Annotated in this window: 10 protein-coding genes and 1 tRNA gene; all 11 read right to left on the bottom strand. The window is 51.1% G+C overall.

Annotated features, from left to right (window positions below; all coding sequences use genetic code 11):
- Nucleotides 1-56 precede the first annotated feature (56 nt).
- Nucleotides 57-2,207, bottom strand: coding sequence for a protein DpdD (dpdD, locus tag AC3IUA_RS08630; RefSeq protein ID WP_489360030.1), 2,151 nt, complete (start codon nucleotides 2,205-2,207; stop codon nucleotides 57-59).
- The gene (gene dpdK / locus AC3IUA_RS08625) at nucleotides 2,204-2,731 is read right to left on the bottom strand and encodes a phospholipase D-like domain-containing protein DpdK (RefSeq protein ID WP_489360028.1); all 528 of its coding nucleotides are present in this window, start codon (nucleotides 2,729-2,731) and stop codon (nucleotides 2,204-2,206) included. The genes dpdD and dpdK overlap by 4 nt, the downstream gene beginning before the upstream one ends.
- Nucleotides 2,731-7,293: a protein DpdJ gene (gene dpdJ, locus AC3IUA_RS08620; protein ID WP_489360026.1), complete on the bottom strand. Its 4,563-nt coding sequence runs from the start codon at nucleotides 7,291-7,293 to the stop codon at nucleotides 2,731-2,733. The genes dpdK and dpdJ overlap by 1 nt, the downstream gene beginning before the upstream one ends.
- Before the next feature lie 10 nt (nucleotides 7,294-7,303).
- The gene (locus tag AC3IUA_RS08615; RefSeq protein ID WP_489360024.1) at nucleotides 7,304-8,020 is read right to left on the bottom strand and encodes a hypothetical protein; all 717 of its coding nucleotides are present in this window, start codon (nucleotides 8,018-8,020) and stop codon (nucleotides 7,304-7,306) included.
- Nucleotides 8,007-11,072: a protein DpdH gene (dpdH, locus tag AC3IUA_RS08610; protein WP_489360022.1), complete on the bottom strand. Its 3,066-nt coding sequence runs from the start codon at nucleotides 11,070-11,072 to the stop codon at nucleotides 8,007-8,009. Before dpdH ends, AC3IUA_RS08615 begins: the two co-directional genes overlap by 14 nt.
- A complete protein-coding gene (dpdG, locus tag AC3IUA_RS08605) occupies nucleotides 11,069-11,983 on the bottom strand; it encodes a protein DpdG (RefSeq protein WP_489360020.1) in 915 nt (304 codons plus the stop codon). Before dpdG ends, dpdH begins: the two co-directional genes overlap by 4 nt.
- Nucleotides 11,980-14,475 carry a protein DpdF gene (gene dpdF / locus AC3IUA_RS08600; RefSeq protein WP_489360018.1) on the bottom strand — a complete coding sequence of 832 codons (2,496 nt, stop codon included), beginning with the start codon at nucleotides 14,473-14,475 and terminating at the stop codon, nucleotides 11,980-11,982. Before dpdF ends, dpdG begins: the two co-directional genes overlap by 4 nt.
- Nucleotides 14,468-17,626: a protein DpdE gene (gene dpdE / locus AC3IUA_RS08595; protein WP_489360016.1), complete on the bottom strand. Its 3,159-nt coding sequence runs from the start codon at nucleotides 17,624-17,626 to the stop codon at nucleotides 14,468-14,470. Before dpdE ends, dpdF begins: the two co-directional genes overlap by 8 nt.
- A gap of 701 nt (nucleotides 17,627-18,327) precedes the next feature.
- A tRNA-Pro gene (locus tag AC3IUA_RS08590) sits at nucleotides 18,328-18,404 on the bottom strand.
- An 88-nt stretch (nucleotides 18,405-18,492) separates the two neighbouring features.
- Nucleotides 18,493-18,849, bottom strand: coding sequence for a MerR family transcriptional regulator (locus AC3IUA_RS08585; protein ID WP_003179985.1), 357 nt, complete (start codon nucleotides 18,847-18,849; stop codon nucleotides 18,493-18,495).
- Nucleotides 18,830-19,132, bottom strand: a complete 303-nt coding sequence (gene ihfA, locus AC3IUA_RS08580; protein WP_002553164.1) for an integration host factor subunit alpha — start codon at nucleotides 19,130-19,132, stop codon at nucleotides 18,830-18,832. The genes AC3IUA_RS08585 and ihfA overlap by 20 nt, the downstream gene beginning before the upstream one ends.
- Between the last annotated feature and the right edge of the window lies 1 nt (nucleotide 19,133).

Genomic DNA, 19,133 nt, shown 5'->3' with positions numbered 1-19,133 from the left:
TTTACAGCCTACCTATCCTTCGAGAAAGGGATTGCTCAAAAGCATATGCAACGCGCTCAAGCGCTACCCAATTTTAAGTAATCCTCGATCACACGAAGTATGCTTGAGACCCCCGCCCCTTGAGCATAAAGAAGCGGACGATTAACTCGATGTTCACGAATGCAGTCTGTAGCGGCATGTTTCGCGGAGAGCGAGGTCATCACAAAAAGATCTGCATTTTTTGCAAGAGAACGTAATTTATCCGTACCACCATGATCAGCATTGCAGTCAACTATTACATTGGGAGAGACAACTTCTAACGCCGCTTTGGCTTGACGGCTAGATGACTCGTTCAGCGTGTAGATGGCAATACGCAGACCATCCATTTTTGATGAAAAGTCATCTGGCGCAACGCTACCTTTACTTACCCCAATATCATCGAGGCGCCATCCAAGTTGTTCGGCCAGACGTACGATCGCCGCGCATTGGAGGCTGCTTAGACGCGAGTAAATTGGAGCAATCTTCGACAACACGCAGTGAAGGAAAATTTCCCGTGCATTAGCATCTGGGGCACCGAATCGTATAAAGTCCTCGATAACTTCGAGTAACCAATAGACCATTTCGACGCCGAACCCCGAACCCGCTAATTCCTCGGTATCAGCGATTAACCCTCGATAAACGCTCTCTGTGACGCCGATTGCTAGTAACCCATGAATGAGAATATGACTAGACTCGTAGATACCACGCCCACGACTCGCCCCCATCGCGAATAATGTCAGAAGGATGGAGTAGACGGGCCCCATCTCGCTACGAGGGAAAACTGCGTCACGCTGAAGCCAGGCGACGATGAATGGAAGAGCGTTCGCGGTTCGCTCAGCTGCTATCTGATCGTGCTGTACTGCCTCCAGAGCCGAAACAAAACGCTGTACTGCAACCGGGTCGGCGATACTTTCATCAAGAACCCACTCGTCTTTCCCCTGACGTGCAATTTCGAGCGCATTAGTGAAATCGGGGTCCGAAACCTTTCTTAGCCACTCCAGCCAACTACTAGGCAGTCCACCTAGCCCGCCGACATCCGAAACAGTGCGTAACAATGTTCGAAACGGTTCAGCAGAACTCAATTGAGCCAACTCGGCGCTACTCAATCGATTAATGCTCGCGATTGCAGTTGCAACAGCATCGAGACTGTTGACGCAGTCGACCTCTGTGAGTGCTTTGCGGGCGTGGTTGAGTTGCGTCTGTAAAGCACGCGACACCTCGGTGACTTTTGTTGTACAAGAGCCAGGTAGGTATTCGGAGATCCAACCGAGCACTAAGGACTGCTCGATTACAACGTTGACCAACTCATGATTTTCGGAAGATAACAATGCCTCCAACGCATAAATTCGCCATCCTCCGGGTGTCAACATGGCGGGGTACGGCACCACTAGCATCGCTTTAGCGTGTATTCGGCATAGTTCCGCATAACACCTACGCGTTTCTTCGACGTCACCGCTGAGAAAGCGCTCTTGAATATAGACACGATAAAGCGCCTCCAAAAGCAAAGTCGTAACAGCAGGTGGACGTCTTGCAATACAGAGACTCGCAAACCCCGCCATATTGAGAATCGCGCTCCAATCCTCAAACGCTGCGAGCAATTGCACCTCGAGGAACTTGAGGTTAAGCGCATCGACCCGTAGTTCATCTCTAAGGCGATTGAGAGTGTCCCAAGCAGCAGCACGTCGACCCACGTTCAAATGGTCTTGGAAGCTAGCGAGCAACCAACTAGTCGGTAGCGGAGCCTTGCGTTGCGCACTAGGTGCGCGCGCAAGAGTCTCGCGGGCTCGTTGCAGTGCACGCAGAGCGGCTACTTGTTTTTTACTATCTGCGGGCAAGCGAAGAATGCCGATGTTTGAGGGGGCGATTGAACGTATAACATCCTCAATCACCCCTCCAATCGGAAGCGCTCCTGGCACACCAGTGTAGGAAGTGATCGTCGGACCACTGAAAGCAATGAGGATTGGATTTAACCTTCGCCATTCTGTGATTGTCCGAGTTACGGCATAGACTTGCAGACTGCCATCCACAGTTAAAGTTGGAACAAGAGCTCCAGGAAAATCTGGATCCGTTAATGACTGAGCCACCAGATGACACAGACTTTGAACCTCATCAACTAGATTCCCATATCCAGAAGCCGAGACTATTGCATCATGTAACCTTGCAGAATCTTCGATGTGGAAGCCGATCATACCAACCGCCCCCCCCACTGCGATTCCAGTTGAATGGATTGTTCAGCGACAGCGGCTGGATCCGTTCGCAAGACAAGATGCTCACCGTTTACGGAAATACCGTTTAGAGTTAGATTCATCGATCCACTTAGAAAATAGTCGGATCCAAGCAAACCTTTCGCATGGAAACTTTTTTCAATAACCCATTGCAAACTATCTCTGTAACGCAACTTTAACTCCTTTAGGCGCGCTATAAAGTAATCATTATGACCATCTTCACGGATTATTAGCCGTACCTGTACTCCACGACTCAGTAACGCCCTCAGTACCTGCGACAATCTGATCTGTGCTGCCGGCCAATCTGGCTCCAGGGCGGAGAATTGACGAGCCGAATTATCAAGGATCTCTACGTCTGAGATCCATGCAAAAAAGAACCATAGCGTCTGACTTGGATGTATTAGCTCAGCCGAAAATAGACTTTGGAATAGGTCGCGGACAGCACGTGCTTGGCCAGGACCATGAAGGTCTCGAGACGGAAAAACCATCAGAGTTGCTCCCTTAGTGAAACGGTCACCATGATTTTACCTTCAGCGCGTTCGAATCTTTCGACAACTGGATAAAACTGTAGATAACCAATATCTATGGGGGTAGCAACAAGTTTAACTAATGTCTCGCGCATGATGCTTGCCGATGTAGCTACTACAGACAAACGACACGAACCATCAGTTTCTAATGCCGCGTTAAGTTTTCCTCGCCACGCATCATCCGATAGTTCCACCGTAACCACAGTGCGCGTAAGTAGCAGATAACGAATCAACGTCGGATCAGTGGTTCGCGCTTGCCGGTAGGGATTATAAGAGCGGAGCAACTTCTGACGTAGTTCAACTTCTCGCGGCCACAACAAACTCATCACGGCGTCGAGGATTGTCACCTTATTAGCTACGGCTAATGGCAAAGTTTGAACGAGGAAGCTACGTACACGGAGGGAGATACTCCGCTTTTTGCTACAAACATAAGCAAACTCACGCAATCCAATAGTCACTCGAAAACGATTCTCTACATCATCCCAGAATTTTTGAAGATCTACTAACAAGCGGTCCAGAGCAGGCCCAGCACCGGATCTAAGCAAACGGGAGTTGAACGATACAGCCAGCGCGTGACTCAGATCAACAGCCCCACGACTCGAAAGAGCATGTGAAAATGATTGCCAAAGCGCCGACCGTTCTCCATGGGAATGGGTACTCCGTAATTGAGCGAGTTGCTCACCGATGTCCGGATCGGATTGGGAAAGATCAAGAATTTGGCGTAGACCACCATCCACTAATTCGATATCGGTTGGGGTGAGCGCCGCCTCCAACGCGCTGAAAAAAACGCGTGGTTCAGCTGTGAAGCGTTCGGCGAACGCCTGTAGGACCCCTGCTCCGCCGAGTGTCGCTTCGCTTATCCATATCCGCGCAACATTGCTGGTGCAGTCATCCCGTATGTCTACGAGAAGCGTATCAACGACAGCATGTTTCGGCGCCGCCACTGCGCAGGCTTGAAGAAGAGCCTCGCCCAAGGTCTCAACGATAGTACGTCGAAGCCAGCGACTGTGGCGCTCTGGATCAGGATTCGTAAACTCTGCGGCCAATACGCGCAATCGATCCCGGACGATCGCTCGGGAAAGATGAAGCGCAAGCGTCTGCCGCAGCCTAGTAGCCGTTGGGGGTGATGAAGATCCAAGCTCCTCGTCCCCTTCGCAACTAGTCACCTCGTAGATGTCATCTACATCATCGACGGTGTAATCGCCGTCAGGATTGAGTGGCACTCCTCCAAAGAGATCGTCCATTACCTCACAAAGTGCGACCTCCATACGATCTTCACTCAGCAGATCAGATGCGGACTCCTCAATCGTACGATCGGTATCCGCCGCGTCAGCAAAAAGAGCGGATTGAAGGACTTGAAAAAGCCAATCGCGTTGAAAGCTGTTGAGATCAGTTGGCAAATCGGCGTCAGTCAAAAATGTGTCGCGTAAAAAAGCCAGCGTACTGCTTGCAGCAAGATGTTGCGGAAGTTCAACCCTCGCCAGTTCGCTAGCGGTCGGCAAATCGAAATCAAGGTAGAAACCATCAACCTCCAACTCGAACCCTAGTGCGGCGGGAAGACCTTCATCACTTCGGAAATGAATTGTGACAGGAAAATCGTCCTTCAAAGTCCGAACATTGGCGTGTGCCGTCGGTGCAAACCGCCGAACGCTGACGCTGGCTCGATAACGATGCAGATAAAAGCAAGCCGTCTTGATATAGGTACGCCACTGGGTACGAGACGGAATGCCAACGGTGAGTGCCTCACCATTGGGTTCAATATCTGTATGCCAAGTAAGTCGTCCATTGCTACTTGGCAAGGCGTCCTTGCGTGCTACTTTTTCAAGTCGAACAACCCAAGGCCGGAAAACCAGAAAGGACTCCGCGCTGCCATCATCGTTGTAACTCCCCCGGAATGTCCCAACAAACTCGTGTTCTTCAGCATAATCACTGATTCGTCGCTCCTGCTCAGGGTGGGCGATATCAACGGGAACCCAATGCGCTAAGGCACCGCGTTCGAAAGCAAAGCGGCGACTCACGCGACCTGGAACGAGTTGGTTGAGCGCTTGAACGATTGGCATCGTCTCAATGCGTTCAGCATGATTGACATCAGCGGGCGGAACAATGATTTGAACTTCTGGTAGGCTGAGATCACTGAACAAACTTCGCGGGATGAAATCTGGCAGCGGGTGAAAATCAACTTGTATATCGCGATCGCCGTAATTGGTCGGAAACGCGAGTTGCCATTGGCGAAATACTCGGCGCACTAGAGTGGGAACAACTTCAAGCAGTAGCGACCGGGGCGCTTCCCAAAGCAACGAGTCCACAGTTTCCTCATCAATACCTAGGGAAGCAATGAGGTACGCGCGGAGATCTGCCAGACTCGACGGATCTCCCTGAATTATTTTGCTGAGTTGGGTTTTCACTGCGCTGAGGACTTTTCCAGCAGAACTGGATGCGCCAAGCACTGGTCGACTCAGCAAATCCCAGAACCATACCTTTTCGTTTGTAGTGGTGCGCTTCGCTAGCCAATCAATCAGCGCATAGACCGCTTGAATGCGCAGAATATAGGGATTTTGAACCGGCAGATGTTGAGCTGTAAGGCTGGGATCAAAGAGATGCTCATAGGACTGATAGGCTATTCGGTCGCGGCCATAATCTGAAAGAACTGTCACCGTAACAGGACGCATCTCACGGTTGCGTCCTGCTCGCCCCTTGCGCTGGAGGAAAGAGGCCATCCCCCTTGGGGCTTTGTGCTGTATTACTGCACCAACCTGCGGGTCATTGAATCCGACCTCAAGTGCAGCGGTAGCCACTATGATGTTCGAGGCCTGATTGACCCCGGCATCCTGAGATGTTGTCCGCCCCACGATAAGACGTCGATTCAGCGGATGACCAATTTCCTCACAGACGCGCCAACGCTGCCCCTCGATGTCACGGATTTGCGCATCCGGCCCTGCACTACGTAGGTCCGCCAGCGGATCGCGCTGCTGATCAGGTTTGCCATATATGGTGTACGCCTCGGCGTCGCGGAGGTCGTCATATAGACGATTTGTTACGTCTAGGTCGTCGGTAAAGAGAAACGCACGGCACCCAAAAGCCCCCTTCGATACGGGCAACCCAGGCGGATCAAGCAAACGTGGCAGGAGCATTGAGGTTTGGATCGTAGTCGAAAGCAGAGACGAACGTGACGCAGGATCGCCGCGCAGAATTATCTGATATTCGGCACCCTGCTCCTCAATTTCGTCACCCGCCGGGGTAATCTCTACAACCTTGTCCGGGTTCGCCCCAGTGAGATCCGCAAAGAAACTGGCGGCCTCTCCTAATGTTGCCGAAAGCCCCGCCCAACAAATCGGCCCACTTAAAAGGTGACGCCACCGGCGCAAAGTAAGCGCGGCCTGCGCGCCCGTTGCACCTTCGTATGTATGTACTTCATCAAGGAGTGCGAAGAGTGGCTTCTTCCCCATTGGCATATCGACCCCAAAGAGCCTTCGAGTCCATTGATCGGAGAGTCTCTGATTAAGGATTTCCGTGGTCGTGAAGAGCACGTCAGGGGGTTCTTTTTGAAGTCGCGAACGGGTCAAGACAATATGGCTATCCGGCACGTAGCACGCACAATTGTGTTGTGAACAGTGAAGAACCTCACGCTGCGCACGGAGGTCTATTTCGCGCCAAATGAGTTCGCTGTCACAGGCAGGACAGCGAAGCCAGGGGCAAACAAAATCTCCGCCTTTACGGTTCCAGCCATGGTCGATGAGATCTTCGCGTTTGGCATTTCGTGGCGTTGCTCTGAAAAGCGCGCCTATTAAAAGAGGCCGCCGCCCATGAGCGGCAAGCGCTGTGTCCATAGTTCTCGCAAGACGATAGACCTCTCCAAACTGGTCTTTTAGCAACTCGATCCTTGGATAAATCGAAATCGCCTTGACCCAGTTATCTTTAGCAATAGCTTCGCCAACGCGTATAAGTGCTGGTAGATAAAAAGCAATAGTTTTCCCGCTGCCTGTCCCGGCCGTGACTATCGTCCCACTATCTTCTATACCATCAATTAGACGTATAGCTGCACGCTGTTGGAAAGCGGCAAGTTTCATATCTGGACGGTTAGTCAGAGCCCGCCATAGATCTTTGCGCAAGTCTGTTTTGCCGAGAGTCATCGAGTTGGCACCCAACACGTATGCCGGATCCAGATCCCGCTTAGGAAATCTTCGACGACGGCGATCAACTCGGAAATCGGCTACAAGGTGGGGAGCACCTTGCCAAGGCTTGCCGGGAAACAGTTGCCTTGATGCCCCAAGCAGTCGCACCATCTCAGCAAAACGAGAGCGGTATCGGATTTCGGCGCTGCTGGTTCTGAACTCGTAAATAAGGCGGCCTTCAATCAATGCCTCTAGCAGTTCGTCCCCGTTTCCGCCGTCAGCGGAAATGTCAGCAAGGTCTAACGCCTCATCCTCACTCAGCGAGCCATCGGTAAACCCCCACTCAAGGGATCGCATCTCAATGATTTCTATGGAATCCAGAAGGTGGAGCGCCTTTTCTGAAATTAGCACTGAGCCACCCCTATTTGATCTTTATGCGGAAAGAATTTAGTAGATTACGGTTTTCTAGCCATCCCCAAACCTCCTCAGTGAGCCCGGCCAACATCGCTCCATCTGCGGCACAATCGCGTAGGAAGTTGATTACCGGATCCGGAATGCCTTCAGTGGTCATTTCCGCCCAAGCCAAACGATACGCTTGGACAATAGTTCGAAGTTGATTTGTCACAATTTTCGGTTCGTTAGGGACGCTGGAAGCCAGCGCTTCAATTTGGGTCTGGCAAGCGCGAATTTTTGAAACTACGGAGCGGTACTGGGGAACTGCATACAACGCATTCAGGATCTCATCTGACGTAGCATCACTGTTGTCGTGAATGAAAGTCCTCCAAGCAAAAAGCATTTCAGCATCGGCCGCATTGGCGATGCCTAGCAAGCGATCGGAAAAATCATACCGGAGGTTAAATGGCGGATCGTTTAAGACCTTGGGATTTGTTTGCAACGCCTCACGCAATAGCACTGCCTTGCTTACGAGAGCTTCACCATCTTTGGGTATAAAGACGACATCAATACCAGCTTCCGCCAGTCGCTCAAGTCTGTCACGAGTGAGGACAAGCCTCTCTACTATGTTAGTGAATTGAGTTGCACGCGTCTCATACGGCTTCGCTTCAAGTGCGGAATTTTTAAGACGACTGTACTTCGCGATTCTCAACGAAAGATCGTTAGCTCTCTCAAGAAGCGTCATGGAGAGACTCCTTTTCACAGGTAGAGAGGGCTACGAGGGTTGTTTGGATGCTTTGAAGAGCTTCGTCGATCTTTGTAAGGTTGATCTCCAGCGCACTGTGGTCGTTACCAGACTCGGCATTGTACGTGGTAAGGTTCTGCTCCACATTGTTAAGGAATGCAATGGAAGCCAACTTCAAACTGCTTCCTGCCTCGATTGCTCCCAACTTGCCCCCCCCCAGATAAGGTAGTGCAGCAAGCGCATCCTCTTGCTTTGCAAGTGTGCGAGCGGCATTCAATGCGGCATCGAACTGCACAGAACTAAAGCTTTCAATTGTAACTAGGAGTCGATTGAGGTTACCACCTGCCGAAACACCTTCAGCCTTAGCTTGCTCACACAATCCGGCTAGCGTGGAGATAATCGTCGATCGCTTCGCATCATGACCAAACGCTTCCTCCATTTCGTTCAGCCACGCAATTCGAGTGTCAAACTCAACAACCGCGGCTGTCTCAAGGTCACGTTGTACTTCGGCATATATTTTGCCTAAAAACGAGAAGTCCGTCACTCCATAATCAGGAGTCGGTGCTGTCATTGTCAGGCGCCATTTTGCTTGACGAAGATTACGCAAATCGTTAACAAACTTATGGGGTTCAAGCATGGCCCCGACACGGCCGCCCTTCATGCTCGAAATATGAGCACGAACAACACTAATGAGTTTGTCACGCTGTCTTGTCAACCGGTCATAAAGCGTCCGTATCTGCGGAGATGAAACAGAGGCTTCGGGCGGCAGAGATACAAATGAAGCATCCACCATATCGGTGATCGTTGCATCGGCTTTTATCTTTCCTCCGATTGCAGCTGTTATGCAGAGAAGTTGAAGCGCTGCAATATAAGGATTCCAGGTCGGGGTTGGGGCACTCAATACTCTAAGTTGCGCCTCTACACTTCTCGACCAAACCTCCACGCAGTCGAGGAAGGCTGACAGCATGCGATCTCCACCCTCGAAATCCCAACGGAATTGGTTTGTGCTTGCAAGGAGTAAACCTTGCAGAGCAGCACCAGTGGTAACTGGCGTGACGTGATCACCTGGAATCCGAAGTTTTACCTGTAAGTGCCCCTGAATCGTCGTGGTCTGGCGATCGAAACTGATGCTATTTCTTTGGAACGCTCTACCAGTCTTCCCCATAAAGGATGAACGCTCTAAGCCGAGCATGTCCCAGTCAATTGCTTCGGAAACGGCCGGATAGATCAACCGACGAAGCTTATCTGCGACAACCTGATCAAGGCCGTCTCCATTAATCCATTTCTCTATCGCAATCTCGTTAGGGCTGGCGGTGCTTATAGGCGTGATAGGCGTGATAGGTAATGTTGGCGTAACTGGTACGTCTATTAATAGCGACGACTCATCAATCCCAGGTATATCAGGTACGCCGAAGGCCTCTCGTAACGGAGCAGGCAAATTCTTCAACAATCCTGTTCCATCATATATTTCCAGAAAAGCGATGAGTCGCTCTGCTGCATCAGGCTTTAAACTCTGTAGCCGATTACGTGTACTAAGGTTGAACGCTTTAGGCCCACCAAGCTTTTCCAATAGTCGAGGCGGCGGAAAATCGCCTGTTCGGATCGCAGGTTCGTAGACGTCTAGAACTTCAGCCAAGAGGTTATTCTGGAGAATACGGGGGTTAAGGCTGACAGGCATCAACTCATCGACACGGGATGTGGCATTCCAGAGTGCCGTAACCGTAAAAGGATAGAACCCATAGCCGTCAATTTCGCCAAAAACGGCGTGACAATGTGATACTTGTGGGCAACTCGTGCACTTCGAGGGAGGTTGTTCTCCTGGTTCAGCGTTTTCGCTCCAACTCTTTATGCCCGCTAGACCAAGCCGAACGGCATTAAGGTAGCGTGCCGTAAAATTAGAAAGCGTACTGGGTGTAACTTCCATACCCTGAACTCGACCGGCTGACCTGTCCATGTCAACAATATGCGTTGTACGCATATAAGCCGTTTCTGCAACGCTTCCGAAAAAGCCAGTTGTCACCGCGATGGCCGACCTCATTTTGCAGAACTTATCGTCACCATGATGGGTGATAGCTTGAAGAAGTGCTCGGTCAATCCCTTGCAATCGAGCGAACTCCTCCACAAGCAGGATCAATTCCTTACCCTGCTGTTTTAGATGGATCCTTAGGCGTCCCATTAACTCTTCAACCCGATCAGCCGAAAAGCTCAGTGTGCGCGCTGTGGCCTTGTCCATATTTCGATTGATAATTGCCACCGCCAACTGCTGCGAAACGCCCGGCTCCAATTCAACGACTTTGATTGCGTTCTGAGCATTGGTTGAGGCATTAATAAAATCAGCACCGCCAAGCGGAAGATCTTGTTCCATGAACAGACGGCGTTTATCAGGTCTATTACCAGCGTTCGATGGGGCGAAAATATGATCCACAATATCAGAGATGATTGTCCCATCGCGGAGAAAGTGCGTCTCACGCATATATGGATCTTGAAACAGATGCGGCAATTGTTTAACAAGTTCTCCTTCCAGTTCATCTGCTCCGTCTGGAAGAACTTCTTCTCGGATAGCATGCGCAAGATCGTTTAGCAACTGTTGCTTCTGTCCGTCTCGTGTTGCAGTTCCTTCTCCTGCGCGATTGAGAGTATCGCGAAACCCTTGCTGTTCATCGACAGGCAATTTATCGATGATCATTTCGACAATTGCACGCAGACTAGTACCCGACTTGCGGACAACAAGCACCATGCGCCGATCATCTCGTTTTAGATTAAGCCGCATCCAGTGGACGAGATGGGATTTACCTGACCCCGTCGTGCCGAGAATCGCGGCTAGAGCATGCGGTCGATCGTCACGGAGGAAGTCCTCGAGAAACCCGAGCAGAGTGAAATTCGAATACGAAGCGGGATTAATATCCTGAAAAGCTTTGCCAATGGGTGGGCTGACTTTCAGATCCCAGTCACTATGCACCGCTCGGAATAAACCATCTGGAATATGCTCTGCATAAGGATTAATAACCTGGCGGACTTCACTGGGACTCCAGCAGACATAGTTTCTCATCATGCCTGCCCCCCTATGACCACATGGCTTACACGGCGTTCGCTAGTACCAAGATCGAAGATCACCATTGGCGCGTCAGATCGACTTACCAGGTTTAAACGTTGACGATCCTGAAGGCGCTGTAATGCAACACTTGTCGACTGAGAAAGTTTGCGATCATCTACATAAGGAGACACTCCCAATATAGAGTCTATTTCTTGCCGCGCAGTACCACCTTCGAAGACTGGATAGATAGTGCAAAGGCGCGCCATAAAAACTTCGACAGAAAGTTCACTATCATCGGAGAACACTGCAAGCAGTGCAGAATCGATGGCAACCAGGGGATCAGGAAAGACCCAGCGTGTATCTTTACCATCCTCGCTGTCACGACCTACAATCGTGGCGAATCCAAGGAAACGAGCCCAATATAGAAAATTTTGGTAACGGTTAAGGCTGGTTAACTCCGTCCGACTATATTGGGTGCCAAGTGTTTTTTCCAACTGGTTCTGTGGCGGAGTTGAAAATCCGAGAGGAATCAATGGGCTGTTTGTAAGAAACCATGATAACGCCAACATGAAACCACTTTGCTGTGCGTCTTCGGCAAGCACTGTGTTAAATAGGACCTTCAGCAAGTGATCACGGAATTTAGTCTCTCTATCCACCACCCCTTGCACAGAGGAACGCACACCATTAGGGATCCTTAGCCGATCTTCCACTTCTTCTACCAGACCCAGTCGACGGGCCTCAGTTAAGGTGTTTTTGAATAATGTCGTCACAAGTTCACCATCTTCATCCCCGCCCCTAGTTCGTAGAGTCGGTGGAGTCGCACAGGCTTCTAATCGATCCTTTAATTCGCCTGCTAAACTCTCGTACAAGGCAGCATATATAGAGAACAAGCGACTTGGTACTGCCTGCGCAGTAGTGATAATACTCATTCAGCAACCCTCGCGTGGAACTCATCAAGCGTTAGTACTCTGCCACCAAAAACATCAACAAGCCGGCGTCCATCTGGTGCAGCAAGATATTTAGACGTAACAAAAATCCTTGGAGAGCCTGCTCGCGGGTGTAAATTAAGAGGCTCGAGCTTTTCTTCGGACCCAACCATAACTATCTCGGCCCCCTTAGGGAGCCGTGATAGAGCCAACGATTTAACGTTACTTACAAAGAATGGTACCGTGTTCGCAAAACTAAGAACACGATCCATATCAAAGGGCTGTTGGCCGAGTATCAATAGCTTGGCGGCACCGATTTGTTGTAGCCGACGATAACTTTCGCCAAGGCGGCGAGACTCGCTTTTTGAAAGATGGTCAGGATCGTAGGTCACAAGCAACCTTCCGTCCGAGCCTAAAAGCCGGGTTAAAGAGGCATGAATAGGCTTAATCCAAGGCGAACGTGGCTCTCCGATATTTATCGAAGAACAACGACGCTCGGGATCGTCTCGACAAATATTGCAGCGACTACATACGCGGCCTATGCGCGCAAATCCATACAGGTCTTCGAAAATCTCAGCGGGGCAATGCACATTTTCTAGGAAGCGTCGCATCAGTGCTAGATTACGATTGTTTGCCATCCATCCTTCTAGACGGACAGGCTCCACTCGAACCGTCCAAATATTCTTATCGAGATGCCCCTCCTCAAGTATGTCAAGCTCAACCCAATCTCCGACACGTTCAAGCCTCGGGTATGGCGTTCCCAGTAGCTTGACTAATCCTCCACGGGCCATCAATGCAAGCGTTCGAAGGTTCCAATCGGTGTTGGTTACACCGAACATATCGATATCCACTTCTCCCGTACCTGGCCGATCGTCAATCCGCACAGCAAAATTTCCATTAGGCAATTTGACTTTACGATTGAACATCGTCTTCCATCGCTCAATGCCGCGGCGAATGCTAATGACTGATATTTTGTTGATCGCCTTGGCAATAGCGAGATCCCGCCGGGATGGAACAATTAGAGAGAGTGACGCGCGCCCATCACGCCCCCCCCTCCCAACCTCTTGATAGAAGCGATCCAGGGTCTCAGGGATGCAGGCATGCAAAACGCTACGGGCATGGGGATAATCTATTCCGAGGCCAAAAGCTGAGGTTCCAACCACTACATCGAGTAGGCCATTGCGCCACTGGTTAACAACCAGTTCGCGCTCATCTCTTCCAGTGTTGCCATGCATTTTAGCAATCCGCCTGAACCCAGCAGCCCACAACCGACTGAACCAAGCCTCAGCGTCGCGCACTTTGGTCACGTAGAGGACGGCTGGCCGCGGCGCATGATTAAGTGCCTCCATGACACGCTCTATGCGAACTTCATCGACAGCAACTGGCGCAACCCAATAATCGGGTTCTGGCCGCAACTGGACCGCAGCGATGCTCTCAAAAGCCCCATCGACTCCAAACAGGGACCGAAGCGTTTCTAGCGAGTTATCAGTCAGCGTTGCCGAAAGCAGCAACGTCCGCATGCGTTGCTCAGGACGGGCAGTTGCAATAAGCTCACGACGAAGACCGCTTAGCTCCTGAAACTCCGTTCGAAAACCAGTCCCCCATTGATCGACCAAATGGGCCTCGTCAATCACGAGAGCATGAAGATAACCTGCCTCGGCCGCGCGGCGAAGCGCGTCTCGAAGCACCCCACAAGCCGCCTCCGGCGAAACAAAACACAAGCCTTGCGTTCCATCCGCAATCCTTTCGGCTATACGAGCATTTTGAACGTCATTGCCACCTTGAAACGCGAGCGGCTTTGGCAGACCGCAAACATTAACTGCCTCAAGTTCATGATTGATACCCAAAGCAACAGTTGGAACAATCACTAGAGTGACCCCACACCCGTCTCTTCGCTCTCCCTCAGTAAAGCCAATGCTTTGCGCTAACTGGAAGATCATACTTTTACCTTCCCCTGTTGGCAGAGCGATGACTAACGTGCCTCCGGATGGTGTGGAAAGGGCAGCACGAACCGCGCTCCTTTGCCCAACGCTGCGATAGAAAGTGCGACCTACCGACTTCAGAAACGGATCTCCTTCGATACTATTAGTGGTGAAGTCACGGCAGATTGTTTCAGACGATGCACGTGCATCAACACCTTGCATATCATCTTTATTGAGCCATTCCGGTTGCCAGGCAAGCGCTGACACTTTATATCCATTCGACGAGATTGTTGCGTTCAGGCCTACCAGAGTCCATCCCATAAAGTCCGAAAACCGAGGATGTCGGATTAGCAAAACTGGAGAAGCTTCATGGCCACGTCGAGCATGCTCGAAACAAAGAGCTTGTCGTAGCAGCACAGCAAGGTCGAGGCTACTAGCACGCTGAGGCTCTTCGGTAAGCGCTAAGCGCAGCCTCTCGATTGATGTAGAAAGGGCTTGCCACTCACCAGAGTGGTCGCCCAGAAGAAGAGTTGCCAGCGCGCTGAACGCGGTACCGCCTTCCAACTTACTCATGCTCAACACTTGGGTTAAAACCCGCGATGACAAAACACCCCATAGCATCAAGGCGAATTGTTGGGTTGATTACGCTGGGCAAAATCTCTTCGATAATCGCGGCATCTGCCTTAGTAAAAGAGTTTTCGCCGAGTTCATCGCGAAACTCGCGATTGCGGTGGCGATCCAGATCTGCCTGCACAGCCTTACCTGCTGCAAAGGACCGGTCAGTGAACTCCGGCCGAGTACGGAGCATGGCGCGTGCGGAGTCGCGAACTAGACGACAACAACGCTGAAAAGATGCGGCGTCGATGATTTGCTCTAGTAGATGCGGCCGACTTCCAAGGTTTATGTCAGTAGCATCTGCCCCTTTTCTATAGGGCCTATAGGGCCTATGCAAAATCGAGAGTAATTTCGGATCTTCGACGATATCTCCATTCACATCAACATGGATAATCTCCGAGTATGGTGCAAAATAACGCTGTGCTCGGCGCGCCAATGCAAGCTCTCTTGACGTTGGTGCCAGCATATCCGTCATTTCGATATTCGGTTCGACGACAAAACAGAGGCGAAAACCGACCCACGGATCTCCGATCCATTCATGAGCCTTGCGCCATGTTACAAATGCAGTTCCTCGGTCATCCCAACGCATAAAGCGTTCAGTCACATCAATAAGGGGAGTTCCGGGCCTTAACAGCGTTGTTTCGGGGCGTTTTGTCGCTACCCGGCGGCGCCATGTGAGAGGCTTCAAATCCTCGATGCCAAACGCGCTCAACCATGGCAAACGCGGGATGAGTGTGTTGTGGTCGGCAACGAGTTTGAACGGATCTTCTTCCGGCCAAGCATATGGTCGCTTTTTAAGTTGAAGTCCGCCGATAAGCCATTGATTAACGCCGTGCTCAAGAGCTTGTTCGTCTTCCTCCGCATCTTCCAACGTCTGGATAAATTCTTCGACAGGCTCCTCGGCCAACGCAATTCGGTCTAACGCATACTGCTCATCCTGCGAACGTCGCTCCTCAGCAATTCGTTGTCGGATCTCCTCGCTCAAGGCCACAAGCGCGTCAGGCCCCTTTTCAAACAGAGTGATAAGCCCCTGACTTTCAATATCGTCGAGGAGGAACTGAACGTCGCTAATTGAACGATTGAAGATCAAGAATCCATTTGCAAGGAAAGAGAACCACGCCAACCAAGGGCTCGCGTCATCGTCGTAAGGTAATAGGATGCGGTGACGAATGACTGACTGCCTCCTGCCAAAACGATCTAGCCTCCCAATCCGCTGTTCAAGTCTTGCCGCCGAAAGCGGAAAATCCAAATGAACTATCGCATCGGCGCAGTTGAGATTGAGCCCTTCCTCACCGCAACGATCCATCACTAGGACAGCGGTGGCGTCAAGATTCACGAACGCACTTGCAGCCTGGGTCTCATCACTCTCCCCGTCTTCGACAAACAAGAAGGTGACAACTCCTTCACACCCGCCGTGAAACGCCGCATGAAATGAGGTAGCTACATCGGCCGATGGCGCAAAGACGACAACCTTAGGATTTCTAGTGTCCGCTAAAAGTGTTTTAAGCAAACGCTTCGTACTTTCCACCATAAGGGCGATCCGGCGACTTTCATCATTGTCAGTGATCAGTGCACGCAATGACTCGAGTATTTCCTCTTCATCATTGAAAAGTGCGTCGGCCGGGTTGGTCTCGGTGAAAAACGCTGCATTGCTCACGCTAAAAGACTCGAGCAGTCGTGCATATCGAGTCGCATACTGCCGGTGTAAAACTGCATTGCCATGTGCGGCCTCAATCGCCGAAAAACGCCAGTCTTCAAGACCGGCGGCAATAGCGGCTAGATTGTCGTCGGGGTCGACTTCTATTCGAACATGGCTAAGAATCGGCACGCCATTAACTGCCGGACCTCGCGGCATGAACTCCCAGCCCTTGGCATCGGCTCGACGAGAGCGGATCAGGCGTTGGTGGATGCGATAACTGTCAGCAATATGCTCCTTCAGCGCGTTGCAGACGGGCTCAAGATCAATTGTTCCATGCTGACTCGCCTCTATTAGTCGAGGAGCAAGTTCCGCGACTATGCGGTCGTTTGGAAAGAGCTTTTGTATCTCGGCGCTGCGCTTACGGATAACGAGGCCGGGACTTTTAGGATCCAAACTAAGCAGTAATCTTCCAAATTCGCGGCGCTGCTGAAGCTTTTCTCTAAACCCATCTAGATCGCTCAAAGGATGAGTAAGCGGATCAAGCAAATTGAGAAGTGCGAGGAATTTCCCCTCATCACTAAGAGCGGGAGTTGCAGAAAGCAACAGTAAAATCGGGGTGTTATGTGCAATTTCGACAAGACGGCTTGCAGCTTTTGCAAGTGGCCCTGACTCAATACCGACTAGATGATGTGCCTCGTCAACAACTAATATGTCAGGCATGCGTGAAACACGCGCCAAATCAGCATGAGAGCAACACTCAAATGCTGCATCGAATTGGTCTAGCTTGAGCTTGTTAACTAGTTCAGATCGCCATTGTTCACACAAGTGCGTTGGGGTTGCGATCAGTACCCCCACATTAGGATTGTCGATGAGGTGTTGCCGAATGATGAGGCCAGCCTCTATCGTTTTCCCCAGGCCGACCTCATCCGCAAGTAAATAGCGCTGAATAGGATCCGTAAGGACGCGGCGGACTGCGGCAATCTGGTGTGGGACGAAGTCGATTCCAGCAGAGAGTAGAGAAGTCAGGCCTTGTGCAGCGCTACGTAACTTAAGCAGGGGTAGCAAAGCCGACTGCCGATGATCATGCAGAAATTGGCTTTCGCCTCCCCCCGCCGCGAGAATCTCGGCTGGATCCTCCGGCGCATTCCAAAGACGCACATAAAGATCCAACTCGCTAAAATCTTCTTGCCGGCCGTTAGGAAAGCGAACTTCATAATCGATCAAGCCGTTGTCTTGCTTCAGATAGCTGGTGATACGCCCAACTTCGAATTTGTCGTCTTGCTTCACATAGACGCGTGTTTGCGGACTCAAAAAAGCGCGACGAAGTACGCTCAATGCAAGATCAAAAGGTTCTGTGCGCAATACCGAATGGAAGGCGGAAATCGAACAGCGACCATCGCTGACAGACTCCAATTTCCCTACACCCAGCCCACGGGGTAATTCGACTAGCATTCCCTTAAACAGCACCATCCCCTCCTACAACTCCATACCGAACTGATCACAGACGCGTACAAATTCCAGAACCAGGCAGTTTTGTCACATAAAAATGCCATTCTCAACTGGACCCAATAGCCACAGTCTCGCCAAAACCTTCCGATCCGAAATAACAATCATTACGCTTGACCCATTTACTGCCAAGCAACGCCCGATAAGAACCCTCCCCTGGATCGCTACCGCCTGCATGACGCGAACGCTGTCACATTATCCAGACTCTCACTGCGGGTAAAGGCAAAGTGCCTTGATGCTGATTTTTTTTATCGATTAATACCCTCGCCACTGCTGCGAACGCTGGAAAGACCAACTATAACCCGCCGAACACTCGGCCGAGGCAGGTTCGACTCCGACAGTCCAGCACTATGCAGGGTGCTGTGGCTGACCGGCGAATTAATTCGTTTTCCCTAGCACCCAGATAAATCTGGGATCTCCGGATAATTGCCTGAGACCATCGCGCCAGTGGAGAAGCCAGTATCGCTGAAGGCATAGTGATTAATCTGGACCAACCTAGTTGGCCAGTTAAAGGTCGACGCTCCCTTGGTACGCTCATTGCGCGCCAAAGTGCTTGGATCGACTGCCACCACAGTTAGGAAAAATCTGTGGGGGTAAATGTGGGGGTATTTTTCAGACATGAAAAAGCCCAAACTTTTCAGATTGGGCTAAGTCATTGAAAAATATGGTCGGGACGGAGTGATTCGAACACTCGACCCCTAGCACCCCATGCTAGTGCGCTACCGGACTGCGCTACGCCCCGACTAGGCGTGAAACTCGTTCCTCTCTCGAGGAACGCTCAAGAATATATCGCAAGCGTTTGAAAACTGGAAGTATTTAAACGCAGAAATTTATTTCTTGAGTACCACCAGCACATCTTCGAGTTCGGCGATCATCTGGCGGATCATTTGCTTGTATTGGGTGGTGTCGTCTTTGGCTTCGTCACCGGAGAGGCGCAGGCGCGCTCCGCCGATGGTGAACCCCTGGTCGTACAGCAACGCGCGGATCTGGCGGATCATCAGCACATCCTGGCGCTGATAATACCGGCGGTTTCCGCGGCGTTTGACCGGGTTGAGTTGAGGAAACTCCTGCTCCCAATAGCGCAGCACGTGTGGTTTTACCGCACACAGCTCGCTGACTTCACCAATGGTGAAGTAGCGTTTGCCCGGGATGACGGGTAGCTCGTCGTTATGACTTGGTTCCAGCATAAGCCTCAACTCGGGCCTTCAACTTCTGCCCTGGACGAAAGGTGACCACACGGCGAGCCGTGATCGGGATTTCTTCCCCCGTTTTCGGGTTGCGGCCAGGCCGCTGGCGTTTGTCCCGAAGGTCGAAGTTGCCGAAACCGGACAACTTTACCTGTTCGTTGTCTTCAAGAGCGTGCCTGATTTCCTCAAAAAACAGTTCGACCAATTCCTTGGCCTCCCGCTTGTTCAGGCCCAGCTCTTCATACAGACGTTCCGCCATTTCAGCTTTCGTCAGAGCCCCCATA

The organism is Pseudomonas sp. KH_050 (assembly GCF_057838875.1).
Note: the sequence above shows the minus strand (reverse complement) of the source record. Positions and strands in the feature narration are given on the sequence as shown.

Excerpts from the sequence above, each read along its gene's own strand:
- AC3IUA_RS08585 (WP_003179985.1), bottom strand. The coding sequence starts at position 18,849 with ATGCTGGAACCAAGTCATAACGACGAGCTACCCGTCATCCCGGGCAAA.
- dpdK (WP_489360028.1), bottom strand. The coding sequence starts at position 2,731 with ATGGTTTTTCCGTCTCGAGACCTTCATGGTCCTGGCCAAGCACGTGCT.
- dpdD (WP_489360030.1), bottom strand. The coding sequence starts at position 2,207 with ATGATCGGCTTCCACATCGAAGATTCTGCAAGGTTACATGATGCAATA.
- dpdE (WP_489360016.1), bottom strand. The coding sequence starts at position 17,626 with ATGGTGCTGTTTAAGGGAATGCTAGTCGAATTACCCCGTGGGCTGGGT.
- AC3IUA_RS08615 (WP_489360024.1), bottom strand. The coding sequence starts at position 8,020 with ATGACGCTTCTTGAGAGAGCTAACGATCTTTCGTTGAGAATCGCGAAG.
- dpdG (WP_489360020.1), bottom strand. The coding sequence starts at position 11,983 with ATGAGTATTATCACTACTGCGCAGGCAGTACCAAGTCGCTTGTTCTCT.
- dpdH (WP_489360022.1), bottom strand. The coding sequence starts at position 11,072 with ATGATGAGAAACTATGTCTGCTGGAGTCCCAGTGAAGTCCGCCAGGTT.
- ihfA (WP_002553164.1), bottom strand. The coding sequence starts at position 19,132 with ATGGGGGCTCTGACGAAAGCTGAAATGGCGGAACGTCTGTATGAAGAG.
- dpdF (WP_489360018.1), bottom strand. The coding sequence starts at position 14,475 with ATGAGTAAGTTGGAAGGCGGTACCGCGTTCAGCGCGCTGGCAACTCTT.